Source organism: Neoaquamicrobium sediminum (assembly GCF_040970315.1).
In the GTDB taxonomy this organism is placed as follows: Bacteria; Pseudomonadota; Alphaproteobacteria; order Rhizobiales; family Rhizobiaceae; genus Aerobium; species Aerobium sediminum.
In genome coordinates this window covers 1-25,127 of record NZ_JAZHFV010000019.1, presented here as the reverse complement: position 1 = coordinate 25,127, position 25,127 = coordinate 1, and the positions used below count along the sequence as shown (strand labels likewise).

General features: G+C 62.5%; 21 protein-coding genes and 2 pseudogenes. 18 read left to right on the top strand and 5 right to left on the bottom strand.

Annotation, left to right across the window (positions count from 1 at the left end):
• Positions 1-926 precede the first annotated feature (926 nt).
• Positions 927-1,547: a Crp/Fnr family transcriptional regulator gene (locus V1479_RS25530; protein ID WP_244649373.1), complete on the top strand. Its 621-nt coding sequence runs from the start codon at positions 927-929 to the stop codon at positions 1,545-1,547.
• Between the two features lie 29 nt (positions 1,548-1,576).
• Here the strand turns inward: V1479_RS25530 and V1479_RS25525 are convergent, their stop codons facing one another.
• The 4 genes and pseudogenes from V1479_RS25525 to V1479_RS26190 all read right to left on the bottom strand — a co-directional run.
• Positions 1,577-2,455 (bottom strand): DMT family transporter, encoded by an 879-nt coding sequence (locus V1479_RS25525; RefSeq protein ID WP_368805318.1) that lies wholly within the window; start codon positions 2,453-2,455, stop codon positions 1,577-1,579.
• Positions 2,456-2,569: 114 nt separating this feature from the next.
• On the bottom strand, positions 2,570-3,238 hold the full coding sequence (locus V1479_RS25520; protein ID WP_173194110.1) for an RNA polymerase sigma factor: 669 nt from the start codon (positions 3,236-3,238) through the stop codon (positions 2,570-2,572).
• A gap of 231 nt (positions 3,239-3,469) precedes the next feature.
• On the bottom strand, positions 3,470-4,768 hold the full coding sequence (locus V1479_RS25515) for a glucoamylase family protein (RefSeq protein WP_368805317.1): 1,299 nt from the start codon (positions 4,766-4,768) through the stop codon (positions 3,470-3,472).
• Between the two features lie 495 nt (positions 4,769-5,263).
• Positions 5,264-5,425, bottom strand: a pseudogene (locus V1479_RS26190) (IS701 family transposase); the annotation flags it as partial.
• Positions 5,426-5,538: 113 nt separating this feature from the next.
• On the opposite strand from V1479_RS26190, the gene V1479_RS25505 reads away from it, so the two are divergent.
• The 11 genes and pseudogenes from V1479_RS25505 (at position 5,539) to V1479_RS25450 (ending at position 19,820) form a co-directional block, all read left to right on the top strand.
• On the top strand, positions 5,539-7,614 hold the full coding sequence (locus V1479_RS25505) for a copper-translocating P-type ATPase (RefSeq protein WP_368805315.1): 2,076 nt from the start codon (positions 5,539-5,541) through the stop codon (positions 7,612-7,614).
• Between the two features lie 597 nt (positions 7,615-8,211).
• Positions 8,212-9,330: a YncE family protein gene (locus V1479_RS25500; RefSeq protein ID WP_154722912.1), complete on the top strand. Its 1,119-nt coding sequence runs from the start codon at positions 8,212-8,214 to the stop codon at positions 9,328-9,330.
• Between the two features lie 57 nt (positions 9,331-9,387).
• Complete coding sequence (locus V1479_RS25495) at positions 9,388-9,993, top strand: Spy/CpxP family protein refolding chaperone (RefSeq protein ID WP_154722913.1); 606 nt, start codon at positions 9,388-9,390, stop codon at positions 9,991-9,993.
• 93 nt (positions 9,994-10,086) lie between these two features.
• A complete protein-coding gene (locus V1479_RS25490) occupies positions 10,087-10,545 on the top strand; it encodes a DUF411 domain-containing protein (RefSeq protein ID WP_173194118.1) in 459 nt (152 codons plus the stop codon).
• A 118-nt stretch (positions 10,546-10,663) separates the two neighbouring features.
• A complete protein-coding gene (locus V1479_RS25485; RefSeq protein ID WP_368805314.1) occupies positions 10,664-11,956 on the top strand; it encodes a hypothetical protein in 1,293 nt (430 codons plus the stop codon).
• Positions 11,957-12,128: 172 nt separating this feature from the next.
• Positions 12,129-14,519: a phosphoketolase family protein gene (locus V1479_RS25480; RefSeq protein WP_368805313.1), complete on the top strand. Its 2,391-nt coding sequence runs from the start codon at positions 12,129-12,131 to the stop codon at positions 14,517-14,519.
• A 19-nt stretch (positions 14,520-14,538) separates the two neighbouring features.
• Positions 14,539-15,771, top strand: a complete 1,233-nt coding sequence (locus V1479_RS25475) for an acetate/propionate family kinase (RefSeq protein ID WP_173194120.1) — start codon at positions 14,539-14,541, stop codon at positions 15,769-15,771.
• Complete coding sequence (locus tag V1479_RS25470) at positions 15,768-16,820, top strand: type II glyceraldehyde-3-phosphate dehydrogenase (RefSeq protein ID WP_368805312.1); 1,053 nt, start codon at positions 15,768-15,770, stop codon at positions 16,818-16,820. Before V1479_RS25475 ends, V1479_RS25470 begins: the two co-directional genes overlap by 4 nt.
• Positions 16,821-17,024: 204 nt before the next feature.
• Positions 17,025-17,324, top strand: a pseudogene (locus V1479_RS25465) (IS21 family transposase); the annotation flags it as partial.
• 764 nt (positions 17,325-18,088) lie between these two features.
• Positions 18,089-18,454, top strand: coding sequence for a potassium channel family protein (locus tag V1479_RS25455; RefSeq protein WP_173194123.1), 366 nt, complete (start codon positions 18,089-18,091; stop codon positions 18,452-18,454).
• A 52-nt stretch (positions 18,455-18,506) separates the two neighbouring features.
• Positions 18,507-19,820, top strand: coding sequence for an APC family permease (locus V1479_RS25450; protein ID WP_173194125.1), 1,314 nt, complete (start codon positions 18,507-18,509; stop codon positions 19,818-19,820).
• A gap of 577 nt (positions 19,821-20,397) precedes the next feature.
• Here V1479_RS25450 and V1479_RS25440 read toward each other — a convergent pair.
• Complete coding sequence (locus V1479_RS25440; protein ID WP_173194128.1) at positions 20,398-20,670, bottom strand: metal-sensitive transcriptional regulator; 273 nt, start codon at positions 20,668-20,670, stop codon at positions 20,398-20,400.
• 164 nt (positions 20,671-20,834) lie between these two features.
• Here V1479_RS25440 and V1479_RS25435 point away from each other — a divergent pair, with 164 nt between their 5' ends.
• The 6 genes from V1479_RS25435 (at position 20,835) to V1479_RS25410 (ending at position 24,885) form a co-directional block, all read left to right on the top strand.
• The gene (locus V1479_RS25435) at positions 20,835-21,446 is read left to right on the top strand and encodes a c-type cytochrome (protein ID WP_368805311.1); all 612 of its coding nucleotides are present in this window, start codon (positions 20,835-20,837) and stop codon (positions 21,444-21,446) included.
• A gap of 23 nt (positions 21,447-21,469) precedes the next feature.
• Positions 21,470-22,330 carry a DUF6692 family protein gene (locus tag V1479_RS25430; RefSeq protein ID WP_368805310.1) on the top strand — a complete coding sequence of 287 codons (861 nt, stop codon included), beginning with the start codon at positions 21,470-21,472 and terminating at the stop codon, positions 22,328-22,330.
• 201 nt (positions 22,331-22,531) lie between these two features.
• Complete coding sequence (locus V1479_RS25425) at positions 22,532-23,143, top strand: L,D-transpeptidase (RefSeq protein ID WP_173194134.1); 612 nt, start codon at positions 22,532-22,534, stop codon at positions 23,141-23,143.
• Between the two features lie 159 nt (positions 23,144-23,302).
• A complete protein-coding gene (locus V1479_RS25420) occupies positions 23,303-23,791 on the top strand; it encodes a cytochrome b (protein WP_173194136.1) in 489 nt (162 codons plus the stop codon).
• Positions 23,792-23,932: 141 nt separating this feature from the next.
• A complete protein-coding gene (cueR, locus tag V1479_RS25415; RefSeq protein WP_173194138.1) occupies positions 23,933-24,331 on the top strand; it encodes a Cu(I)-responsive transcriptional regulator in 399 nt (132 codons plus the stop codon).
• Between the two features lie 68 nt (positions 24,332-24,399).
• Positions 24,400-24,885 carry a cytochrome c gene (locus tag V1479_RS25410; RefSeq protein ID WP_368805309.1) on the top strand — a complete coding sequence of 162 codons (486 nt, stop codon included), beginning with the start codon at positions 24,400-24,402 and terminating at the stop codon, positions 24,883-24,885.
• Positions 24,886-25,127 lie beyond the last annotated feature (242 nt).

Here is a 25,127-nt window from a genome sequence, read left to right as displayed (position 1 = left end):
GCTCGCTGGCGCACTTCCGGGGAAAACTTGTTCGTCGTCTTGCTCATGATGGCTCCACCTTCTCAGGAGTTGGAGCCTCCGGCAAACCCGGAGCGGTTCAGTCAGGAGGCGGCGGGTAAGTGAACATGCTCAAGCTACTGGCATTGCTGGTTGTTTGCACGGTTTCCTTCTTCATGCAGGGGAAGCTGGCCTTCGCGCGTGAGGGAAGTTTCGCGCCGGCTCAGTCGATCTCCCAGCGTCACATGGCCCTAAGTCCCGAATTCGCCGCGCCATTGCCCCCGAATGACTGCGCATCCCAACGGATATGCTGCATGGTAGTATGTTCGCCATGCCAAGTGCTCATAGCCGGGCACCGAACCGAGTTCACCTGGAGACTAGGTGAATCTTCGACCATCCCCGCTCTTAGCGACGATTGCCTCCGGTCAATCATACTTGGCCAAGATCCTCCGGTCCCACGATCCCATCGCATCTAGTTTTTCCTCGGTGTTCTGACGAAGGCGCGGGTGCTTGTTCTGTATGCTGTTCCGCAGAAGCTGCGGCGGTTAAGCGCGACCACGGCGCCGTTGTGACGGAGCGAGGATTTCATCAGCACGAGTAACTGGTTGCGGAAACAGCCATCGGAGCGGGATTACGCCCGGCGACTGTAATAAAAGCTGGCATCGAGCGTCCTTACAAAATGAGGTAACCGGGTCGCTCTGCCGCGACCGATGAGATAGTTCCAACGTGGACGGAGTAGACCATTGTTTCAAGGACTTACGGCACAGGAAGCTGCACGCCCTTCGGGCGGTCCGCTTGATGATTTGAGCAGGCGTCCAAAGTGCCCGAAAGACGGAGCCGACAGCGAGGCTTGGGCTCCGGTGATAGGATTACCGCCATCGACGGATGCCTACCGGCTTCTCCCGCGTTTTCGAACGGGAGATCGCAGGATGCCGGTTGGGCGGGACCTGTTCCGCTTCGGCGAGACAAGCAAGTCGATCTTCAACCTTCTGTCCGGCTGGGTAGCGATCTACACACTGCTTGAAGATGGCAGGCGGCAGATTGTCCATTTCGCGCTACCAGGAGCGGTCATGGCAGTGCCGACTTCAAACGGGGCTAAAATCAGCTACGGGGCGCAGGCCCTGACGGAAGTGGTTGTTTCTGTCATCCCGAACACTATGCTAACAACCGTTTTGAAGGACGATCCCGAGGTCAGCATGCGGCTCGCGAGCAGACTGGCCCGTGACATTAGTGTAGCCTATGACCATATGACGAGTATCGGGCGTCGCACTGCGCGAGCGCGCGTCGCGTACCTTCTCCTTGAACTGTTCACGCGGCATCGGGCCCAATGGCCCGGCAACCATATTGAGGAGATGGCAATCCCTCTTACACAGGAACAGATCGGGGACGCCACGGGCCTTACCTTCGTTCACGTGAACCGTGTTCTAAGCACGTTGCGCAAAGACAAAATCGTGCATTTCCACTATCGGCGTCTCCGAATACTCGATCCTGATCGACTGATCGAGGTAGCCGGGGTTGACGCGCAAACCGCGATGTCATGGTTTGAGTGACGATCACCTGAACGCCCCCTTCGAACCAATCAGGATCCGCCATAGCGCTCCACGATCACGAGGCCGATCGCCGTCAAGACCAGACCGAATGCCAGCGAGGGCCCGAACTGCTCGCCGAAAAAGCCGATACCGAGCAGCAGGGCGAAGACCGGCGTCAGGAGGGTGAATGCATTCGCCTGGCTGAGCGGAACGCGATCGAGCACCCAAAACCAGAGCCAGTACGCCAAGGCTGTTCCGGGAAGGGCCAGAACGATCAATGAGAACACGAAGTCGGACGAAAGGTGTATCTTAAATGGCTGTTCCAGCGCCAACGCCATAACTGCCAGAGGGATTGCTCCGAGGAGAAGCAGCGCCGACATTGCGACCAAAGGGTCAATTCGGTTTCTGACACCTTTCATCAGGACATTGCTAACGGCGAGGCCAGCGGCTGCCAAGACGATGAAGGCCGGTCCTATCACGCCATCGAAGCCTTGCTTGATGTCGAGCTGAGGCAAGGCAACGACGACGATCCCGAGGAACCCGATCGCCAATCCAACGTATTGTGCGGGTCGCAACCGCTCCGAGAGGAATGCAAATGCTAGCGCGGCCGCGATCAGGGGCTGACAGTTGGCAATGACAGTCGCGAGCCCTGGCGAAACAAATTCAGCAGCGTGGAACATCCCGAAATAGGCCGATGTGGTGGCTCCAAGGCCAATGAACGCGAGAGCAATCCACGATCGGAAATCAGTTGGAATGGGCCGCCGAAGCATTATTGCGACCACGCCCAAAACCAAGCCTGCCAAAACAGCCCTGAGTGTCGCGAAAGTCATATGCGAGACGTGTGTCAGGCCGAGCGTGATGAGCGGAAAGCAGAGAGCGTTGAGAAAAGCGACCAGCAGGAGAATGAGTGTGAAGCGAGAACCCATCATGCGTCCACCCAGCGACCTAGCCAGCCGTAAAAGACTGCTCCATGCACTGCGACGACAGATCACCTGTTTCTTTCCTGTATGACAACGCTTTCGGCGATCCTAAAGAACGGGTCGCTATACATCTCTTGGTGACTTCTCGTAATTTAAAATGGCAGCACGTGCTGCGGCGATCTGCACCGCCTTCTCGCAGTAGCAATCGAGAAAACCGTGGATGGGACAGGTCCGGCACATCTCCTCTAGGCGCTTGCGAAGCGCGCGACGGCCTCGGTGCAACCGGACGGTGATGTTGTTCAGCGAGGTTCCAAGGCTTGCGGCAAGCCGATCGCGTGGCTCGCCGAGAATGTCCGCGCGCCAAATGATGTCCGCATATTCCGGCTTAATCGTAGGCAATAAGCGGTACAAACAATTGCAAATGGTTGCCTCAAGCCCTAGGTCGGACTCGGCGGAGTGGTTCTCTAAACTGTCGGGATCGACCTCTGTTTCGCGCTTGCGACGCCTTATCTGGTCTCGCTGATGGTCGACGATAGTCGTCGCAAGAATCCTCCCCAACCAGCCACGCACAGTACGTACGTCGCGAAGCTGAAATGACTGCTCCAGGGCGCGTAAGGAGAACCGTTGAAGCACTTCCTCCGCCTCGTCCCGGTCGCGGAGCCGATTTTCAAGAAAACGCATTATTTCTTGCCGTACCTCGACCAACGCTCGCTGGACGGCTGCATCGTGCGGCTTGGCACCGTCGCCGTCCCAAATCCTTCCTAATGTTTCATGATCTTCATTGCGGGTCATTGAATGCTCCTGTCTAGTGAGCCAGAGCTTGCTCAACTATTCGGTGCGCCACTTCGATGGGTAGAAATGCAGCGCACCGGTTAGCGAAACCGCGTCGCCGCGCCGAGAATTCAAACGGGACATTTCCCGTTAGTCGCTCGTATCAAACACCAACGGCGAGTACGCGCCTTGCGCCAGGTTAAACATTCAGGCGATCTGGTCGGGCCTGAATCACGCTGCCAGCCCCATCTGTCAGCCCAGCCATCCTCCCTTGAATCCTGCACGCTGGAGACCTCGTCGAACGTATGGGCAGGACCGCATCAACTCCCATACCAGGCCGCTCCTTTCGTTCTCGATCATCAGGATGACAGGCCCTTCGTTGAGCCCGAAGTACCATGGCGAAACCCAAAAGCCCAAGGCATTGTCGGTAGATCCGGGGTAGGTAGGATTGAAAGCGGCCTTGAACCCGTAAGCGTTGGCAGCCTTCAGTTTGGCTTGATGGATACAGAACGCGATTGTAGGCCGAACGATTTCTGGAGCGAACGGCAGGGAAGCGGCGACGGCCCAAGGGGCTAGGGTGCCATCGTCCGGACCGTAGGGAACTCCCCGCGCAACATAGTCTTCGAACCGACGCTCGATCCCATCTAGTTCGAGGGTGGAGGGGCCAGGACCTTCGCTCGCCGTGATGCCCCAGCAATGTTCCCCGTAGCCATCGAAACCGCGCGGGTTCTCGATCGCGTAGCGCTGCTGCACGTAGGTGGCCCGACGGCTGTTCTCGAAGTAATCGATTCCCTTGCCGCGCATGAAGGAATCCTGGAGGCCGCGGAGGTCAATCCAAACATGGGAGAGCTGATGAATGAACAGGGGGCCCGCATAGAGGTAATCGTAGCCGTAGCAATGCTCCCATCGGAATGTAGAGGTCCAGGCTTCGTAGCTGCTTCTGGGTAGGGCATGAGTAGGCGAGGCGAGGCCCAAGACATATAGCAGGAGGGCCTCGTCGTATCCTTCCCATCGATGCTTCAGGAAGCCGCCCTCGGGAGTCCAGCCGTGGGTGACGGTTTCTCCTCCGTCTAGTGCCCAGATCCAGTCGGCTCGGCGGTAAAGCTCGATTGCGAGGGTGCGTATCTCGGCTTCCGCTCGCGTATCGGCGTTGAAGAACGCTGCTGCTGTCAACCCTCCGGCCAGTAGGAACGTGCTGTCGATCGTCGAAAGCTCGCAACGCCAGGCCCGCCGGCCGGTTTCCATGTCCAGGAAGTGATAATAGAAGCCGCGGTGCCCGGTGGCGTCGGGCTCCGGCCCATGTGGGCTTTCCCAGAAGAAGCGAAGGGTAGCCAGCGTGCGCTCCGCAGCCGCCCCGCGGCTCATGTACCCGTTCTTCACGCCGACCGGATAACATGCAAGCGCAAGTCCCGTAGCCGCGATGCTTGCCGGCCAGTTCTCTTCGGTTTTATCGCGAACTAGCCCGTTGGCCGGGTTGGCTTCCCGAACGAAGTAGTCGAAAGTCTCCCGCTGCAGTGTCGCGAGATCGTCGTCGGAGGCAGGCGTACTCACGACGAACCAGACCGAATGTGCTTCAGGGAAGGGCCTCGCATCAGCAGAGCCTCAGTTGGATCGCGCAGGGGGGTCAACGGCAACCCCCTCGCGCTGTCGACAGCCCCTGGCCGCATCACATTCGCCATACGACCTGACAAACTCCCCTGAACCTCTTCCACTCTAGTTTTTGGCTCGACACGCGGGCGGCGCGACGTAGAAGAACGATGGAATCCGGCATGCTAGCTCCCGATCATGACGACTATCCTTGACATACATCAAATCCATGGACTGGCCATGCCATATTCGGTATGGGGAGGCGTATGGAGCGTAGCATTACATTTGCATTTTTGATTTGAGATGAGCTCGCTGAGCTACGGCCTGATGAGCGCGTCGCCACAGCGACCATGCGATGACATGGGCGGGGTGGATATGCCGTCGTGCAAGGCGGGTGGCGATGCGGCGGATTCCTGAACCGACCAGCGGATGAGCGGCGGGTTCCCGATCCTGTCCGGCGCGTCGTTTTGGGAGCGCGGCATTGGCCTCATGGCGGATGGTGGCCATCATGGCGAAGGCGAGCATGACGAGCGAAACGTGGCGATGCCAGCCGTGCCAGGATCGGCTCTCGTTGTGGTCGAGACCGAGTTCGTTCTTGAAGAAAAAGGACTTGACCTTCCACCCGCTGGAAGGGGTAGGGATTGAAATAGCGGGGCCGGACGAGATCTGGCCGGGCCCTGCCTGCTGTCGCAAAGAATTCATTGGATGCGACACCGATGGCACCGAGGCGTTGCATGACACACGTTCATCACAAAGAGCACATCGCTGAATCAGCGGGGCAGCAGCATCCAGCAGGCCACGGCAAGTCCGCTCGCGGCGACGCCGGAAACTCCAGCCATTCAGGGCACGATCACGGCGAGATGGTGGCCGACTATCGGCGAAGGTTCTGGATATCGCTCGTCCTGACCCCGCCGGTCCTGCTGCTGTCTCCGATGATCCAACACTGGTTTGGCATCCAGGGCAGCCTGGATTTCCCCGGAAGCGAGTTTCTGCTGTTCGCCCTTTCGACCGTCGCGTACGTCTATGGCGGCTGGCCTTTCCTGACGGGTTTCACGTCCGAGCTACGCGCAGGCAAGCCCGGCATGATGACGCTGATCGCGCTCGCGATCTCCGTCGCATACGTCTACTCCGCCGCCGTCACCTTCGGTCTCCCGGGCACGTCCTTTTATTGGGAGCTGGTGACGCTGATCGTCATCATGCTTCTCGGGCATTGGCTCGAGATGCGCTCGGTTATGGGCGCTTCCCGCGCACTCGAAGAGCTCGTCCGCCTGCTGCCGGACACGGCGGCGCGGCTGGACGCGTCCGGTGCTGTCACCGAGGTCCCCATCTCCGACCTCGTTCCCGGGGACCGGGTCCTCATCCGCCCTGGCGCCAAGGTCCCCGTCGACGGCGCTATCGTGGAAGGCAGGTCCTCTTTCAACGAGGCGATGCTGACAGGGGAATCGCGCCCGGTGTCGAAGGAAACGGGTGACAGCGCGATCGGCGGCGCCGTCAACGGCGCGAACGTCGTCACGATCGAGGTCACGGCGACGGGCGACAAGACGTACCTGGGACAGGTCATCAACCTCGTCAGGGAGGCGCAGGCGACGCGGTCCCGCACCCAGGACGTGGCGAACCGGGCAGCGGGCTGGCTCACCTACATCGCCCTTGCAGTTGGTTTCGGATCACTCGCCTATTGGGTCTTCGCAGGCGAGAGCTGGCAATTCGCCATCGAGCGCATGGTCACGGTGATGGTCATCGCCTGTCCCCATGCGCTGGGCCTGGCAGTGCCGCTGGTCGTGGCCGTGAGCACGTCCCTGAGCGCTGGCAGCGGGCTGCTTATCCGCGACCGCGCCGCCTTCGAGCGCGCGCGCAATCTGGATGCGGTCGTCTTCGACAAGACCGGGACGCTGACGGAGGGGCTGTTCGGCGTAAGCGACACCGTTCTTCTCGCGGGTGGGAGCGAAGAGGAGGAACTGCGGTTTGCCGCTTCCGTCGAGAGCCATTCCGAACATCCGATCGCCCAAGGAATCGTGGCAGCCGCAAAGGAGAGGGGCATCGACTTTCCCGCTCCCGGCAATGTCCGAAACCTCACGGGTGAGGGCATCGTCGCAGAGATCGAGGGACAGGACATCCGGATCGTCAGTCCTGGCCATCTCGCCAGACAGGGCAACCCGGTCCCGGGTAGCCGACTCGGCGAACTCGAAGCAGAAGGCAAGACCGTCGTCGTCCTCGTCCGGAACGGTGTGCCCCGCGCCCTGTTCGCGCTTGCTGACATCGTGAGGCCGGAGTCCCGGGAAGCCATCGCAGAACTGAAGGCGCTGGGCATCAGTTCCATCATGCTTACAGGAGACGCCAAGGGCGTGGCGGCGTCCGTCTCCCGCGAACTGGGTATCGAAGAGTACTTCGCCGAGGTGCTTCCCGACGAGAAGTCGGCCAAGATCAAGGAGCTACAGTCCCGCGGCCTCCAGGTGGCCATGGTCGGAGACGGCGTGAATGACGCCCCGGCGTTGGTGCAGGCCGACCTGGGTGTCGCGATCGGCGCGGGAACCGACGTGGCCGTCGAATCCGCCGACGTGGTCCTGGTCAGAAGCGACCCCCGGGACGTGGCAGCAATCCTTGGCCTTTCCCGCGCGACCTACAGGAAGATGGTGCAGAACCTGATCTGGGCGACCGGGTACAACGCAATCGCAATCCCGATGGCCGCCGGCATCACTTTCGGGACGGGCTTCCTGATGACCCCGGCAGTCGGTGCGGTCTTCATGTCCGCAAGCACCATCATCGTCGCCCTCAATGCCCAGTTGCTCAGGCTGTACCGGAAGACGACATGACACGAACGACGAAACCGGAAACCGCTTCGTCTTTGATCCAGGACAAACAGCGTTGCGGCGGCGCGGTCTATCTTTGATAGTCGAGGACATTAGAAGGACGAGCAGGTTGCGACTGAACCTGACCAGTACGAAAAGGAAAGCGAATGCGCCGGCCCCCGCCGCGCGCCTTGTCGCTCTCCTGCTTGCCGTTCTGGTCGCCTTCTCGCTCTCCACCTTCGGCGGCGGGCACGCCCATGCAACGGGCGGGGAGGCACACGTCGCCATCGGCAACCCGGACGTCGCCGCTGCAGGCCCGCACGGGCATCAGGGGCACGCGCACGCTGTCCCATGCGACGACAGCGGCGCGGATCAGGGCGATGCGGACGACTGCTGCATGTCGGCTACCTCGTGCGCGGTTTGCGTTCCCGTTCCCTCGGCAGGACTGACGTTGGCCACGCAAGCTGCGCCGGCGGCCCTTGTGCCTCCTTCGACGTCGCTCCCGCGTGACCCGTCGACCCTGTCGCGCCCTCCCAAGCTCTCCGTGACCGCCTGAGCGCACGCGCCCGCGGGTTCCGTGCGCTCCCTGAACGGAGTCACGAACAATGAGAGTTTTTCACCATGAACATGTTTACAGCAATACACGCCTCGATCTCGCGGCGAGCCGCGCTGGCCGCACTTGCGATGGCGTCCGCGCTCGCGCTCCTCATGCCCTTCGCGGGACATGCGGGGGCCGAGGCAGCTTCCTCCGGCTTTGTATACACCGCCGACGAGTACGGTAACTCTGTCAGCCGGATCGACCTTGCCTCGGGCAGGGTCGAGATCGTTCCGGTCACGGTCACGCCGCACAACGTCCAGTTCGTTCCAGGGACGGGCCGCGTTCTCGCGGTCGGCAGCCCTTTGCAGGTGGGTGCCGGCCATGGGCACGCCGAAGCCGAGGACAGCCATGGCAGCACCTCGCAGGGCGGCGGATACGGGGGCTCCGAGGCGGGCGGAGCGCTGATCGTCCTTGATCCGGCCGGCCTCGCATCGGGTCCCGCATCCACCATCGAGGTGGGAACCCATCCTGCCCACGTGATCGCAGACCCTTCGGGCAAGCGCGCCTTCGTCACTAATGCGGGCGATGATACGGTGTCGGTCATCGACCTCGCCAAAGGCGAGGCCGTGCGGGAGATCGGCACCGGGGACTATCCGCACGGACTTCGGATGAGCCCCGCCGGCAGCGCCATCTACGTCGCCAACGTCGAGGATGGAACGGTATCCGTCATCGACACGGCCTCGCTGGAGGAGACGGACAGGATCGAGGTCGGCAAGGCCCCGGTGCAGGTTGGCTTCACGCCAGACGGGAAGCGGGTCTACGTCTCGCTGAGGGACGAGAACAAGGTGGCGGTCATCGACACAGCGACGCGGCAGGTCACCGCCCGCATCGACGTGGGGCGGTCTCCCATCCAGATGCATGCGACCCCTGACGGACGGTTCGTCTACGTGGCGAACCAGGGAACGGAGGCCGAGCCGGACGACACGGTGTCAGTGATCGACGTGGCGAGCGGAACGGTCGTCAAGACGATCACCACTGGCAAGGGAGCGCACGGCGTGACCGTCAGCGACGACGGCGCCCATGTGTTCGTCACCAACATCGTCGACGGCACCGTCTCCGAGATCTCCGTGGCTACGCAGTCCGTGGTTCGCACCCACGAGGTGGGCGAGGGTCCCAACGGGATCACCTTCCAGGCGCTATGAACACGTACCCGGGCGGCGATCCCGCCGCCCGGGTCTCTCATTTCAAAGGACAAAGCCATGACAAAGATCCTCAAGACCGCATTCGCCGCAGCCATGCTGCTTTCCGCCTCTCCGGCGCTCGCCGAGGACGCCCACCATCCGGCTCCGGCCGAAACCACGGCTCCGGCTCCGGGTGAACCGGCTCCCCACCCGTCCGCTCCCGCACCGGGGGGAGCCGAGATGCCGGGCGGCATGATGGGCGGCGACATGATGAAGATGATGCAGGAGATGATGGGCCGCCACGCCGGGATGATGCGGGGCATGATGGCCGACGGGGCGGGGATGCAGGACGGCATGATGGGGAAGATGATGGCGCCCGAGCATGTCGAGGGGCGGATCGCGTTCCTGCGGACGGAACTCAAGGTGACGGACGCCCAGCAGCCCCTTTGGGAGGCCGTGGCCGCCGCTCTGCGGGAGAACGCGCGCGGGTCCACGGGCATGATGCAGCAGGAGCAGGATGCCCAAGGACTGCCCAACTCGCTCGAGAGGCGGGAGAAGCTGCTTTCGGCCCGTCTCGATGCCGTACGGCAACTGAGGGCAGCGGTGGAGCCGTTCTACGCTTCGCTCGACGAAGTCCAGAAGGCTGCGGCCGACAACCTGCTGATGCCGATGGGAATGATGTGACCGTCAGACCGGGCGCTCAGCAAGGCGCGCGCTAGCTGTCGCCGAAACCATGCACGATTTTCCAATCACCGCGAACAAGGAAGCGAACCTCGAATGAACACCTACAGCAGATCCCTCTTCGCCGCGCTGGCGGCGCTCGTTGCGTCTACTGCGGTCTCTATGGCCGCGGCCGAGATGACCGTTTACAAGACACCTTGGTGCGGCTGCTGCCATGCCTGGGCGGAGGCGGTTGAGAAGGCCGGATACAAGGTGTCCACGGTCGACCTCGAAGACCTTTCGGCCATCAGGAAGCAGGCCGGGGTGCCAGCAGAGATGGAAGGCTGCCACATAGCTGCCGTGGACGGCTATTTCCTCGAAGGCCACGTTCCGCTAGAAGCGATCGGGAAGCTGCTCTCCGAGGGGCCCGAGGTCGCGGGCCTGGCGGTTCCCGGAATGCCGCAGGGGTCGCTCGGCATGGGGGAGGATCCTGTAGCCAGCTACGAGGTCTATGCCGTTCCACGCGACGCCTCCGAGGCGCCGTCGGTATTCTACAAGGCGGGCACCCAGAAGTAGGCGGCTGGAGACGATCGATGCCACCGCGCCCCTGACTTGACTGGAAAGAACCATGGTCTATCGAAGTGAAACTCGGCGGCCAAGTCCCGGCTCAGGCTCGCCGGACCCGGAGCTAGATGTGGAGTTGCTGAACACCAGCTGCTTCTGCATCAGCCTGGACCGTGCAGAACTCAGCCGGGCCTTTCTGGCGAATCCGGAATCACCCGCTATCCTTCCGGCCATGGGTGACAGATATGCCCATATGTTCGCCGCACTTCCCGTTTTCGTGTCGCGCCAGCGCCTCGAGAGAATGGCAGAAATCGTCAGGGCTGCCGAGGCGGTCATAGCGTTGCCCGCCTATCGTGATCTCGTCCTCCAGGGGATGCCCGACATAGCGCGGTTCGAACCCCGGGCGCGGGGCGTGTTCATGAGCTTCGACTTCCACCTGGCATCCGACGAGCCCAAGCTCATCGAGATCAATACCAATGCAGGCGGCGCCCTCCTCAACCTTTCGCTGGCGCGCGCCCAACGGGCATGCTGTGAGGCAGTCAAGTCCATGGTGCCGGGGGCGGACACGCTCGATGCCCTGGAAGAGGCCTTCTTCGACATGTTCCTCGCCGAATGGCGTCTCGAACGTGGGCAACAGCCTTTGCATCGCATTGCCATCGTCGACGAGCGTCCGGAGGAGCAGTATCTCTACCCTGAGTTTCTGTTGTTCAAGCGCCTCTTCGAGCATCACGGGATCGATGCAGTCATAGCGGATCCCTCGGCATTGCAGTTGCGCGACGGCAGCCTCTGGCATGATCAGGGTCTTATAGATCTTGTGTACAATCGGCTCACCGATTTCACGCTGCAAGAGCCAGCTCATCAAGTTCTTCGCGAAGCCTATCTCGAACGTGCGGTGGTGCTGACGCCGCACCCCTTCGCGCATGCCTTGTATGCCAACAAACGAAATCTGGCGGTGCTCAGCGATCGCCCCGGGCTGCTCGCACTCGGGGTGCCCGACGAGATTTCAGGTACGCTGGCGACAGGTGTTCCGAAAACCGAACTCGTCGACGCGGACAATGCAGAGTCTCTCTGGGCGCGGCGCCGAAAATTGTTCTTCAAGCCCGCCTCCGGATTTGGAAGCAGGGCAGCCTACCGCGGCGACAAGCTGACGAGGCGCGTCTGGAGCGAGATCCTTGCCGGGGACTACGTCGCACAGGAACTTGTGTCTCCAGGCGAGCGGCTGGTCGGCGAACCTGGTCCGCCGCGGGCCTTGAAGTTCGATGTCCGCAACTACGTCTACGCGGGCCAAGTGCAGTTCGTCACCGCGCGTCTGTACCAAGGGCAGACAACGAACGCACGAACGCCAGGTGGCGGCTTCGCCCCCGTGTTCACGACCGCAGCGACGGATCTCACCGGTTGCGTCCACGGGAGGGATTGTCCTTGAAAGCCGATCTCGGGCGCTGCGCCCGATGATAGTGTCAGGACCTTCGCTAGCTGTAATGCTGCAGCAATGTTCGCCGTAGCAATTGAAGACCTCGGCCACGCGGGACCTATCGTGTTCGTAAACCAAGCTGAACGATCAGACACCGAGACAATTATTGACAAGGAGTATTGGCATGCCCCCCCAGCCAAAGGTTCCCGCCGCAACGGCGCTCTCCCAAGAAGAGCTCCATGGCATCGACGCCTACTGGCGTGCCTCGAACTATCTCACCGTCGGGCAGATCTACCTGCTCGACAACCCGCTCCTGCGCGAGCCGCTCAAGTTAGAGCACGTGAAGCCCCGGCTCCTCGGGCACTGGGGGACATCGCCGGGACTTAACTTCATTTACGCCCACCTCAATAGGGTCATCAGGCTCCGGGACGCGAACGTGATCTACGTTTGCGGGCCGGGCCACGGCGGCCCGGCCATGGTCGCCAACACATATCTCGAAGGTACCTACAGCGAACTCAACCCTGATGTCTCCCTGGACGAGGCGGGCATGCGGAAGCTGTTCCGCCAGTTCTCGTTCCCGGGTGGGATTCCAAGTCACGCCGCGCCAGAAGTGCCGGGTTCCATCAACGAAGGCGGAGAGCTTGGGTATGCGCTCTCCCATGCCTACGGTGCCGCCTTCGACAATCCGGACCTAATTGTTGCCTGCGTGATCGGCGACGGCGAAGCCGAGACGGGGCCGCTCGCTGCCGCCTGGCACTCGAACAAGTTCCTGAACCCCGCGCATGACGGCGCCGTTCTCCCCATCCTTCACCTCAACGGGTACAAGATCGCCAATCCCACCGTGCTGGCCCGTATCCCGCCGGAGGAACTGCGCTCGCTCCTGGTCGGCTACGGCCACGAACCGTTCTTTGTGGAAGGGGATGATCCGTTTGAGATGCATGAGCGGATGGCTTCGGTGATGGACGAGGCGTTCAGGAACATCCGCGAGATCCAGGAAGATGCCCGCGCAGGCTCTGGCAGCGGAAAACGCCCCTGCTGGCCGATGATCGTGCTGCGGAGTCCCAAGGGCTGGACCGGGCCAAAGGAGGTCGACGGCCTGAAGACCGAGGGTTTCTGGCGTTCCCATCAAGTGCCGCTTTCGGGCCTCGCCGGGAACGCGGAGCACCTCAAGATGCTCGAGGATTGGCTTCGGAGCTATCGCCCCGAGGAGCTGTTCGGAGAGGACGGCAGCCCCGTCCCGAAGGTTCTCTCCGCCGCGCCAGCGGGGACCCGGCGCATGAGCGCCAATCCGCATGCGAACGGGGGGATGCTCCGCAAGAGCCTGGAGATGCCGGGACTGGCTCCCCATGCCGTCGAAGTCAGCCGTCCCGGCGAGGGAAAGGCGGAGGCCACGAGGGTGATGGGCGGCTTCCTGCGCGAAGTCATGCGGACGAACGAAGTCAGCCGCAACTTTCGCCTAGTCGGCCCCGACGAGACGGCCTCCAACAGGCTCCAGGGCGTTTTCGAGGTGACGGGACGCGCCTGGATGGAGCAGGTCCTGCCGGAAGACACCGATCTCGGCCCCGAAGGCCGGGTTCTGGAGATCCTTTCGGAACATACCTGCCAGGGATGGCTGGAAGGCTACCTGCTGACCGGGCGCCACGGGCTGTTTTCCTGCTACGAGGCCTTCATCCACATCGTGGACTCCATGTTCAACCAGCATGCGAAATGGCTGGACGCGAGCCGGGACATCCCCTGGCGGCGCCCCATCTCCTCCCTCAACTACCTGCTGACGAGCCATGTCTGGCAGCAGGACCACAACGGCTTCAGCCACCAGGATCCGGGGTTCGTCGACGTCGCGCTGAACAAGAAGGCGGACGTCGTTCGTGTCTACCTTCCCCCGGACGCGAACACGCTGCTCTGCGTCACCGACCATGTGCTGAGGACCTGGGACCGCATCAACATCATCGTGGCCGGGAAGGCGCCCTCCTGGCAGTGGCTGTCCCTGGACCAGGCGAGGGCACATTGCAACGCAGGCATCGGCATCTGGGACTGGGCTTCGGGCAAGGGCTCCGGCGACCCCGACGTGGTGATGGCCTGCGCCGGGGATGTTCCCACCGTCGAGACGCTCGCCGCCGTCCAGATCCTGAGGGAGCACATGCCGGACCTGAACGTCCGGGTCATCAACGTGGTCGACCTGATGACCTTGCAGCCGCGCGAGGTTCACCCCCACGGCCTCACCGACCGCGCGTTCGATGCGCTGTTCACGACGGACAAGCCCGTGATCTTCGCCTACCATGGATATCCCTGGACGATACACAGGCTGACGTATCGCAGGACCAACCACAGCAACTTCCACGTCCGGGGCTTCAACGAGGAAGGGACGACGACCACGCCCTTCGACATGACGGTGCTCAACGGGCTGGACCGCTATCACCTGGTGCAGAGCGCGGTAGAGAGGACGCCCGCCACCCGGGCGAGCGGAGAGAGCCTGAGGCAGATGATGCAGGAAAGACTTCTTCAGCATCACGACTACATCAGGGCGCACGGCCAGGACATGCCTGAGGTCCGCGACTGGCAATGGTCGGGCGACTAGATCGACGGAGGTGTCAGCCATGCCTCCAGTGATCCTGGCATTGAACGCGGGCTCGTCGAGCCTGAAGTTCGCGCTCTACGAGCTGAGCGAGAGTCTGCCGCTTCTGGTGAAGGGCAGCGTTGCGTCCCTCAATGCGAACCCCCGCCTCCGGCTTTCCGGGGGCGGGGAGCCCGCACGGCAACGCGACCTTGGCGCCGGGCCGCTGGACAGCGGATCGGCGGTCGAGATCGCCGCCGACGAAATCCGCTCCGTGGTCGACATCTCCCGGCTGCAAGCAGTAGGCCATCGGATCGTCCACGGAGGGTGGGCGTTCACGTCTCCTGCATTCCTCGACGATGACGTTGTCGAGGAGTTGCGCCGGCTGATTCCGCTGGCTCCGATCCACCAGCCGCAAAACCTGGAAATCGTGGACAGGGCAAAGAGCCTCTTTCCTGGCGCGGCGCAGGTCGGGTGCTTCGATACCGCGTTCCATGCCGGGCGGCCGGCTGTCGCCAGAGCCTATGGTCTTCCGCGCGAGCTGTCTGAGTCGGGCATCCAGTCATACGGCTTCCACGGGTTGTCCTATGCCTACATCTCTTCCGAACTCCGGAAGTCGTACGGTCCTCCTGCAGGAGGCAAGGTGATCGTCGCCCACCTCGGGAGCGGCGCCAGCCTCTGCGCGATGCTCGATGGAAAGAGCGTGGCTACGACGATGGGCTTCTCGCCCCTCGACGGCCTGGTGATGAGCACGCGATGCGGTGCGCTCGATCCGGGCGTGGTCCTGTACCTCTTGCAGGAACGAGGCATGCGGGCGGAGGAAGTCGCCCGGCTACTCTACCATCAGTCAGGCCTTCTGGGAATCTCCGGGATCACGGGAGACATGCAGCGGCTGCTCCAATCCGACAGCCCCGAGGCGCGCGGAGCGGTGGATGCCTTCGTTTACCGCGCCGGACGCGAGATCGGCTCTCTCGCCGCAGCTTTGGGCGGACTGGACATGCTGGTCTTCACCGCAGGCATCGGAGAGAATTCACCAGCCATCCGAGAGTTGATCGGCGCGGCGGCCAAGTGGCTGGGCGTGCAGGTCGACCCCGATCTCAACCTTAAGGGGGAACCGTCGATCAGCACTCCGGCCTCGAAGGTACGCATCTTGGTGATGCCCACCGATGAGGAAGTGGAAGTCGCGCGGGAAGCGCTTCGGCTGCTCCAGGGCAACGAAAGCGGTCATCGCGGCAGCCCGCTCACGGCCAACCAAATATATGGAGAAGGAAAATGACTACAGGCAAGACGAGAGTGGCAGTGAATGGCTACGGTGTCATCGGCAAACGGGTGGCGGAAGCCGTCATCCTCCAGGATGACATGGAACTGGCTGGGGTAGCCGACATATCCGCGGACTGGCGCATGCAGGTGGCGGACGGGAAGGGCATGCGGATATATGCCGCGCGGCCCGAAGCTTCGGCGGCGATGACAGCGAACGGCATCGAGGTCGCCGGGAGCCTGGACGAGCTCCTGGCCGCTGCGGACGTCGTGGTGGATTGCACTCCGAAGAAGGTCGCTGCGGCGAACATCGAAACCTACAGGAGGATGGCGAAGAAGTTCATCCTCCAGGGAGGCGAGAAACACGAGGCAACCGGACACTCCTTCGTCGCCGAATGCACCTATGAGAGCGCCCTTGGACGGGATGCGACACGTGTCGTCTCGTGCAACACGACATCCATCGTCCGGACGCTTTCCGCCTTGAAAAGGGTGGGGTTGCTGCGCAAGGCGCGGGGAACGTTGCTGAGGCGCGCAACAGACCCATGGGAGAGCCATCTTGGCGGGATCATGAACACGCTGGTCCCGGAGCCTGAGATACCGAGCCATCAGGGGCCTGATGCGCAGACGGTCGACCCGGAACTGGATGTCCTGACGATGGCTGTGAAGGTGCCTCAGACGCTGTCTCACCTTCACTACTGGAACGTCGAACTGACCAGGGAGACTGCCAAGGAGGAGGTGCTGGACGCGTTCCGGGAGTCCTCCCGGATCGCCTTGGTGCGCATCGACCGTGGCCTGGCGGCCTTGAATGCCGTCAAGGAATGGATGCTCGACATCGGCCGGCCGCACGGCGACCTGTACGAGGTTGCGATCTGGGAGGACATGCTGAAAGTAGACGGGAATGAGCTCTACTACGCCTATATGGTCGACAATCAGGCGATCGTCATTCCCGAGACCATCGACGCGATCCGTGCCCTGGCTGGAACGGAGACTGATGGGAAGGCTTCCATGGACCGCACGAACGGCACTCTCGGAATCGGGAAGGTCGCGCGTCTCGCGGCGACGGGATAGCTTGCCTCGGACCGGGGCATCTCGCTAGCGCACTCCTTTTTTCCCGGGTCGAATCCCTAGGTGCATCGCGATCCAGGTGCTGTCCTGTACCTTATCCAGAACTCCGAGCGTGGCGGCAGCGACCGCCAGATAGCGGGCGGTCTTGGCCACCGCGACGATCGCAACGGAGCTCCATAACGGTGTCAATCGGCACGGAATGGGGACCCTGGATTGGAGTGCGCCCCTGAGGATCGACAGATTGGACTACGACGAGATGATCCGGCGGCACCCGAACCTGGGGCAGGCATTCGCCGGACACTGGAGCGGCGCATCCGCTCGTGGCGCGCCATACACGGCGAGGAGCAGGAGGTCATCTTCCAGCAGGTTCACGTGCCCGGCCGCATGGGATTGTCGGATTTCACCGACAAGGCCGGCGCCGGAATCACGACCGCAGGCGTTGCTCTCGACCACCGGCTCTAACCATTTCCGGCTCGCCTATTCCGGCTCGAGCACGCCCATGTCGTTGGATCGAAGCATCCTGGCAGCCGCGAATGCGCTTGATGCACTCGGGCGAGAGCTACACGGCTATGGCTGGTTTCTGGCCGAAATGGGCGGGTACGAGGTAAAGCTATGCCTGGGGTTATGGCGGCCAGATACTCTACATCGTCCCAAGCCTCTCCCTTAAGGTGGTAATGACTTCGACGGAGGGCAGCCCTCCCCACGCGCAGCGGCTATCGCGACGATCTGGCGACCATTGCCGCGCTAGACGACGCGGCGCACGCAGGAGGCGCAGGTCGTGCCTTCGATCCGGAAGCTCTGCCGGACGTTGGCGGGATCGGGTTTGTGGTGGGCGTTCATCACGAATTTCCTCGGTTCGGCATTGCGGTTGAGTCGAGGTCTAAAGGTTCCAGCAATGGGAAGGTCACCAGGGTATTTTCAGATTTATCGAGCGCCCCTTGATCCGGCCAGGATTCTCGCAATCCCCGCCTCGCGCGCAACGCTCGTCATGAACGCTGCATCAAATCGCGCGGTTCGGCCGTCGACGTCCTCGTTGTGCCGACGGATGAGGAAGGTGCTATCACGGAGGAGGTGGTACGATCGTTCTGAGCCGATCTCGCAAATTTTAGAGAGGTGGAGCCTGAAAATCCGCAACCAAATGACAGTATTCGGCGGGCCGGGGCAGATGTCCGAATGGGCCAGTGACCAGGGCAGGGGTATCTAATGTACACTCAGACGCACGTCCTGGTCGGGGCGGCTCTTTTCTCCTGCCATTATCGAGGATATTCATCATGTTGCCATTGCCGACCGGATACCACGGATCATTGATCGAATCCTGGCCGAAGCAGACGTTGATGCCGCTCTCCCACATCTCCTTCATCCGGGTGAGGCCACGGCGCTTCGGTCGGACCATCGCCGATCCGCTCGACTATTTCTATTTTTCGATCGTGAGCTATACCTCGCTGGGACACGGCGACGTCTTTCCCAGCGGCCACCTTCGATTCATCACCGGTGTCGAGGCCTTGAACGGTCTCCTATTGATCGCTTGGTCGGGCTCTTTCATCTATATCGTCATGGGCATCTCTGGCCCTGGCAGCCTTGCACCGAGCCGGGCGGCCTCGCGGCGGATAGGAAGCCCGGCGGAAATGCGGCTATGACGTCCATGGCACCTTTCCGGGCCACACTGGAACCGAGACAGACGGGCACACGATGAAATCCGATTACCAGGCGAACAGCATCAGCCTCACCAGCGCCGTCTCGATGGGAACCGGCGTCATGATCGGCGCGGGCATCTTCGCGCTCACCGGGCAGATCGCGGAACTGGCGGGACCCTGGTTCCCGCTCTCCTTCGTTGCGGGCGGGATCGTGACCGGCTTCAGCGCCTATACCTATGTCAAGATGTCGAACGCTTTCCCGTCCGCCGGCGGGATCGCGATGATCCTGCAGAAGGCTTATGGACCCGGCGCGATCGCGGCGGCGGCATCGCTGCTGATGGCGCTCTCCATGGTGATCAACGAGAGCCTCGTCGCCCGCACCTTCGGCACCTATGTCCTCCGGCCATTCAATCTGGATGCCGGTAGTACCCTTGTGCCAGTGCTCGGCGTCGGGCTGATCGTCTTCGCCTACCTGGTCAACATATCGGGCAACCGCTCCGTCGGTCTGTTCTCCGTGGTCATGGCGTTCCTGAAGATCGGCGGCATCGCGGTCTTCGGCATCGCGGCGCTCGCGGCCAGCGGGTTTGCGTTCGCGCCGGCATCCGGTTCGCCAGAAGCCATCCCGATCGCCGGCTTTACGGCGTCGATCGCGTTGTCGATCCTCGCGTTCAAAGGGTTCACCACGATCACCAACAGCGGCGCCGAGATCGTCGATCCGCACCGCAATGTCGGCCGCACGATCGTCTTCTCCATCGCGATCTGCGTGGTCGTCTACCTGCTCGTCGCGTTCGCGGTCGGCTCCAGTCTCTCTCTGGACGAGATCGTCGCCGCCAAGGACTATTCGCTGGCAGAGGCGGCGGAGCCGGCGCTCGGCGCTTATGGCTTCTACTTCACGATCGCGCTCGCGGTCGTCGCCACCGCCTCGGGCCTGCTCGCGAGCGTCTTCGCCGTCTCGCGCATGCTGGCGATGCTGACCGAAATGGAGATGATCCCGCACAGCCATTTCGGCATGTCCGGTCCGATCCGCGAGCACACGCTGGTCTACACGGTGGTGATCGCGGGGCTGCTGACTGTGTTCTTCGACCTCAGCCGCATCGCCTCGCTCGGCGCTTTCTTCTATCTGGTGATGGACATCCTGATCCACTGGGGCGTGTTCCGCCGGCTGCGCCAGGAGATCGGAGCGAGCGGCTGGGTGCTGGTCACGGCCATCGCCCTCGACACGCTGGTGCTCGGCGTCTTCGGCGCCATGAAGCTGCAATCCGACCCGCTCATCGTGGTCACCGCTGTCGTGGCCATCACCGCGGTCTTCGCGTATGAGCGAGTCTTCCTATCACGCTCGACTGCTGGGAAGCGGCACGCCGATCACTGAAGCGTGGAACTCCGCACGTTCGGCTGATTTGCGGCGTGGGAATCCCGGACCGGACCGGCATCGATCAGATTCGCCGCCGCCTCGACGGCAAGGGAGCTTAGCCGACGGCGGACGTCCTTTTGCAGACTGCAGCCGTTCAGCGTAAGGAACTCGCCGCGCGACCGGGACGGCCGAGAAGGGCGGTCCCTCCCACCGTAGTGAAGGGGCAGGAACCGCGACGGCGATCCTGCGCTATTCGAATCGCAACATCTGGACGCGATCCCGAACTAGAGGGCGAGATCGCTCCTGCCGGTGGCGGATCGCAACGTCTTTATGGACCGCGGCAGCATCGTCGAAGAGGACGAACCGACAACCTTCTTTGGTAATCCGAGATCTGCTCGCGCCCAGCAGTTCTTGCGACAGATCGCAGTTTGATGCTCGAAAGGTCTGAGAACGAGTGCCTCGTACGAGGAAATCACGTGCGAACCGCGTCGGCTGGCTGTGCACGTCCTCCCTTGATCAGGCGAGCTCACAGGTCTCGGCGACGTGCTCGGCCTTTTCCAGACTGGCTGCCCGGCCGCGGCATGCCTGGCGCCGGCTATCTGCAGATTTTCTCGAACACTTCGATGAGCTCCTGAAACTTGCGCCGCTGCTCCTCGGGGTCGCTCGATGAAATCGCGTCTTCGACGCAGTTGTCCGCGTGGTCCTGCAGGATGAGGATTTCCACTTGCGAGAGGGCCGATCGGATCGCCATCACCTGGTTGATAATATCGATGCAGTAGCGGTCCTCCTCGATCATCCTTCCGATCCCGCGCACCTGGCCCTCGACGCGCGCGAGGCGCTGAAGAGCTGCTTGCTTTCGATCTCTCATCGGTTGCGGACCTCGCGTTGCACTGGATGAACCAGTTTGCGGCCCGAAGGTTTCGAGGAACTTCAGGGGCGGCTTTCGGTTGAGAGGGAGAGGTACCCCCATAGGGTATGGGCGAGGCCTCATCGTAATCCAGGCAAGATCTGTCGACGAACGGGAGAGCAGACATGGAGAAGCATCCTACCATTGTTGGCGTTGTCGGCGGGGTTGTCGGCACGATCCTGCTTGGCATCGTCGTCTGGCTGACCATCGCCTACACAGGAGTTTACAACGTCGCTGCCTCGGACCAGCACTTCGATGCGGTGCGGTGGACGCTCGACACCACCATGCACCGTTCCGTGGCGAACCGGGCCGGCGGCGTCGACCTGCCAGAGAACGTCTCCGAAGACCTACTTGCCGAGGGAGCCGGGCATTACGCAGAGAGCTGCGCCCATTGCCACGGCGGCCCTGGGCAGGAGCCCGCAGGATGGTCCCGGGGGATGAGGCCAGAGCCGCCGCACCTGACGGAAGCCGCCACCGAATGGACGGGCGAGGAAATCTACTGGATCGCGGCCAACGGCATCAAGATGACGGGCATGCCGGCCTTTGGCGAGCACCACTCACCCGAGGAGATCACTGCGATCGCCGTCTTCATCAGTGCCCTGCCGGGGCTATCGGCCGACGATTACTCGAGGTTGACTGGTTCCGCTCAAGGGCAGGCGGAAGAGACGCCAGCACCCGCTGCAGGAGACGTGCCCGGCGGGCCGCCTCCCGGAGCTGCCGAGTCCCAAAGCGAATAGCGCGCACGAGCAGGGTGACAAGCATGTCCTATATCCGCTTCGGCCTGATGATCCTCACCTCCACGGTGGTAATGTTCATCCTGATGTACCTGAACACCTATGCCTGGGAGCACGTCTTCTTCTCGGAGACGCGCACCTACATGGCGGTCATGATGGGCGCGACGATGGCGGTCGTCATGCTTGCCTACATGATGGGCATGTACAAGAGCATGCCTCTCAACATCGCCATCTTCATCGGATCGGTCATCCTGTTTGCGCTGTCCCTCTGGCTGGTCCGCAGCCAGGTCACGGCCTCCGGTCCGAGTTACATGCGCGCGATGATCCCGCACTACTCAATCGCGATCATGACCTCCGAGCGCGCGCAGATCCGAGATCCTCGTGTGCGCAAGCTCGCCGACGATATCATCGAGGCCCAACGGCGCGAGATCGCCGAGATGCGCTATCTCATCGCCGACGTCTCGTCCGGGAACGTGGTGGAAAGCATCTACAAGGACCCGCCCGTCGCGCTGGGAACCGTGGAGGACGCTCTCTCGAACACTCTCATCAGCCAGCTCGACCTTGCGCCGATGCATGAGGCCGAAGCCGATCGTGTACTTGGACCCGGCGCCCGCTGCAGGTTCAACCGCAGTCCTGAGGCAGATCCGATCCTCTGGTCCGCCCAGGGGGGCGGCGGGGCGGCATTGAAGCTTAATGGGGTCCTCATCACTCTCGATACAGCTGGCGATCCGCAGAGTGGCATTGCGGAGTTTTCTGCGCCCGGCACCACGATCGCAGTGCGAATGCTCGGCGACGAGGCCGACTGGCGACAGAATGCTGAGCTCGTGTTCGAACTCGATCAGGGTCTGACGGTTGGGTATCGCGGCTTCTACGCCTGCGGGAACTGACAGAGGGAAAGGAGCGAAAGCGCACGACAGGCCGGCACGGAAACACCGCTCCAGGCGCTATCTTGGAAGTGCAGCCATCACCGATGCAACGGCGCTGCCGCGGCTAACCTTCTAATTACCTTTCGGCCTCAAGCTTGGCGGTAAGCGCAATCGTCGGCAGGCTTGCCTCCCGCCGCCCGGCTAGGTCACGAAAGGGGAAGCATGATCAACCGACGTTCGTTCATGGCATGCATGGCAGCAGCAATTCCCGTCGTGCCACGCCCGGCCGCCGCTCACATCCCGTCGGAGCCGTTCGAGGTTGATCCTGAATACGTGCCGCAAGAGGTCGCGTTCCCGTCCGGCTATGCCGCCGGGACGATCGTAATCGACACCGCGGAGCGGTTTCTCTACTTCGTCGAGGAGGAGGGCCGGGCACGGCGCTACGGGATAGGGGTCGGCCGTGCGGGGCTGGCCTGGAGCGGCACTGCCGAGGTCGGCCGGAAAGCCAGGTGGCCGAGCTGGACCCCGACGCCGAACATGATCCGCCGCGAACCCGGGAAATACGCGAAATACGCCGATGGCGTCCCGGGCGGACCTTCAAACCCGCTCGGCTCGCGTGCCCTTTACCTTTATCGCAACGGGCGCGACACCTATTACCGAATCCACGGGACCACGGAGCCTTGGACCATCGGCAAGGCGGTTTCCAACGGTTGCATCCGGCTGATCAACGAGCACGTGGAGGATCTCTACGAGCGCGTGACGGTCGGCGCCACGGTCATCGTCCTGCACGGCAAGGAACTGCTGTCCGGAAGCGGCGGCGCCGGAAGCAACTAGGCTCGCCCGCAGCGCAGCCAGGCGGTCATCTGCCAGCGGGGCGTGAACCGGACGTTAACGCCCCGCTGGCATCCTCCTGCGATGCTTCGGCAAGGACAAGTGTCGGTCGGGTTCCTCGCGCGCCGATGGCTGGCGAGGGACGCGCGGGCATACGCTCCGATGCAAAAGGCCCTCCATTGGCTCGTGGTGATCCTGTGTGCGGCACAGGTCTCGACCTCCTGGGCCATCGTCAGGACTCACGTCGCTCATGCGGCGGGCGGTCATCCTGATCCGATCGACATGCTGCTGCATCAGGTGCATGCCTGGACCGGGTGGACGATCTTTGGGCTGGTAGCCGGACGCATGCTCCTCCGGTTCTACAAGGGGGCGCCACCGTTGCCATCCGGTCTGCCGCGCTGGAGCGTGATCGCCAGCGGGATCAGTCATTCGGCGCTGTACGCCGTGCTGCTCGCCCTTCCGCTCACGGGCACGCTGGCGATGTATGTCAGCGGCTGGTTCGCGCCGGTCCACCAACTGCTGACGAGGCTGCTCCTCGCGCTCATGGTCGCCCATGTGGGTGCCGCCTTCTGGCACCTGCTCTACCGCAAGGACCGGGTGGTTCAGGCGATGCTGCCACAACAGTCGCCCTTGGCGACAAGCCAGAGTTAGCAGAGCACTAAGCCGCACAGTGCGCTTTCCGTCAGGTGCCTTCGACCGCGGCCATCATTCGCCATCATGAAGAAATAAGCTCTTGAGATTCCCCTTACTGGAAGGTTTATGTTGGCTCGACCTTTTGCATCGGAGGCAGAAATGAACATCGGCGCCGTCTCGGAAAAATCAGGCCTCCCGGCCAAGACCATCCGCCACTATGAGGACATCGGCCTTCTTAAACCCGACCGCGCGGGCAACGGCTACCGCGACTATTCGATGGTCGACGTACACCGCCTGCGGTTCCTGCAGCGCTCGCGCAGCCTCGGCTTCTCGGTCGAGGAGTGCAGACAGCTTCTCTCTCTGTATGGCGACAGCGACCGCGAGAGCGCGGACGTGAAGGCGATCGCCAACGCCAAGCTATCCGATATCGACCGGAAGATCGCCGAGCTGATCGGCCTCAGGGACATGCTTCGCCATCTCGTCAAGAACTGCCACGGCGACAGCCGTCCGGACTGCCCGATCATCGAGGGTCTTGCCGGAGAGGCCAGGGTCCAGTGATATGGCGAGCTGCTCTGGCCGCAGGGCTGCTCCTGGCGGGATCCTCGGCGGCGATCGCGGCGCATGGGGTGGACGATCCGCTAGTGGCCGAGCGACAGGCGTCGATGAAGGCCATTGCCGAGGCGGCGAGGACGATCGACTGGATGTTCTCACGCAGACGCGATTACGACTCGCGCGCGTTCAAGGGTGCGGCGGAAACGATCCGGCAGCATTCGGGCGAAGCCCTGGTGTCGCAGTTTCCCCTCGGGTCTTTCGGAGGTCACTCGGGCGCAACCGCTGAAATCGACAGGTCCCGCGAAGAATTTGTTGCGCTGTCGAACCATCTGGAAACGTTCGCCGCGGAGCTGTCACGGGCGGCGGACGAGGCGCCGGATCGGCTGACCGACGACATGAAGATGGGCGACCACGTGCCACTGGGCGGGAGCCTGCTCGGGCGCAGGCCGGGCAGGGACGCCGACGCAGATCCGTCAACAATGCCGGCAGAGCACGTTTTCCACCTCATGCTCGAGGATTGCGCGAGCTGCCATGCGAAATTCAGGGAAAAGGCGGAATGAGATCGCGCGCCGCCCGTCGATGACGTTCGCCGTGCACTGGACGAAAGACCTGCAATGATGGACCAGATGATGTCGGGCGGGATGATGGTGGCATGGGCGTGGCAGGACTCCTGTTGCTCGTGATCGCGGTTCTCGTGATCGCTGTCGCTTGGCATTTAAATGCAAGAATGCGGTGGTTTTGCCCGGGTTAGGCACTTAATCGTGAGAATTCCTGCAGCCAGATTCTCAAATTAACTGCATTT

Bases quoted from the DNA above. Each gene is read 5' to 3' on its own strand.
- V1479_RS25525 (WP_368805318.1), bottom strand. From the start codon at position 2,455: ATGATGGGTTCTCGCTTCACACTCATTCTCCTGCTGGTCGCTTTTCTC.
- V1479_RS25420 (WP_173194136.1), top strand. From the start codon at position 23,303: ATGCAAAAGGCCCTCCATTGGCTCGTGGTGATCCTGTGTGCGGCACAG.
- V1479_RS25455 (WP_173194123.1), top strand. From the start codon at position 18,089: ATGTTGCCATTGCCGACCGGATACCACGGATCATTGATCGAATCCTGG.
- V1479_RS25435 (WP_368805311.1), top strand. From the start codon at position 20,835: ATGGAGAAGCATCCTACCATTGTTGGCGTTGTCGGCGGGGTTGTCGGC.
- V1479_RS25490 (WP_173194118.1), top strand. From the start codon at position 10,087: ATGAACACCTACAGCAGATCCCTCTTCGCCGCGCTGGCGGCGCTCGTT.
- V1479_RS25430 (WP_368805310.1), top strand. From the start codon at position 21,470: ATGTCCTATATCCGCTTCGGCCTGATGATCCTCACCTCCACGGTGGTA.
- V1479_RS25470 (WP_368805312.1), top strand. From the start codon at position 15,768: ATGACTACAGGCAAGACGAGAGTGGCAGTGAATGGCTACGGTGTCATC.
- V1479_RS25505 (WP_368805315.1), top strand. From the start codon at position 5,539: ATGACACACGTTCATCACAAAGAGCACATCGCTGAATCAGCGGGGCAG.
- V1479_RS25440 (WP_173194128.1), bottom strand. From the start codon at position 20,670: ATGAGAGATCGAAAGCAAGCAGCTCTTCAGCGCCTCGCGCGCGTCGAG.
- V1479_RS25530 (WP_244649373.1), top strand. From the start codon at position 927: ATGCCGGTTGGGCGGGACCTGTTCCGCTTCGGCGAGACAAGCAAGTCG.
- V1479_RS25475 (WP_173194120.1), top strand. From the start codon at position 14,539: ATGCCTCCAGTGATCCTGGCATTGAACGCGGGCTCGTCGAGCCTGAAG.
- V1479_RS25495 (WP_154722913.1), top strand. From the start codon at position 9,388: ATGACAAAGATCCTCAAGACCGCATTCGCCGCAGCCATGCTGCTTTCC.
- V1479_RS25480 (WP_368805313.1), top strand. From the start codon at position 12,129: ATGCCCCCCCAGCCAAAGGTTCCCGCCGCAACGGCGCTCTCCCAAGAA.
- V1479_RS25500 (WP_154722912.1), top strand. From the start codon at position 8,212: ATGAACATGTTTACAGCAATACACGCCTCGATCTCGCGGCGAGCCGCG.
- V1479_RS25425 (WP_173194134.1), top strand. From the start codon at position 22,532: ATGATCAACCGACGTTCGTTCATGGCATGCATGGCAGCAGCAATTCCC.
- cueR (WP_173194138.1), top strand. From the start codon at position 23,933: ATGAACATCGGCGCCGTCTCGGAAAAATCAGGCCTCCCGGCCAAGACC.
- V1479_RS25450 (WP_173194125.1), top strand. From the start codon at position 18,507: ATGAAATCCGATTACCAGGCGAACAGCATCAGCCTCACCAGCGCCGTC.
- V1479_RS25520 (WP_173194110.1), bottom strand. From the start codon at position 3,238: ATGACCCGCAATGAAGATCATGAAACATTAGGAAGGATTTGGGACGGC.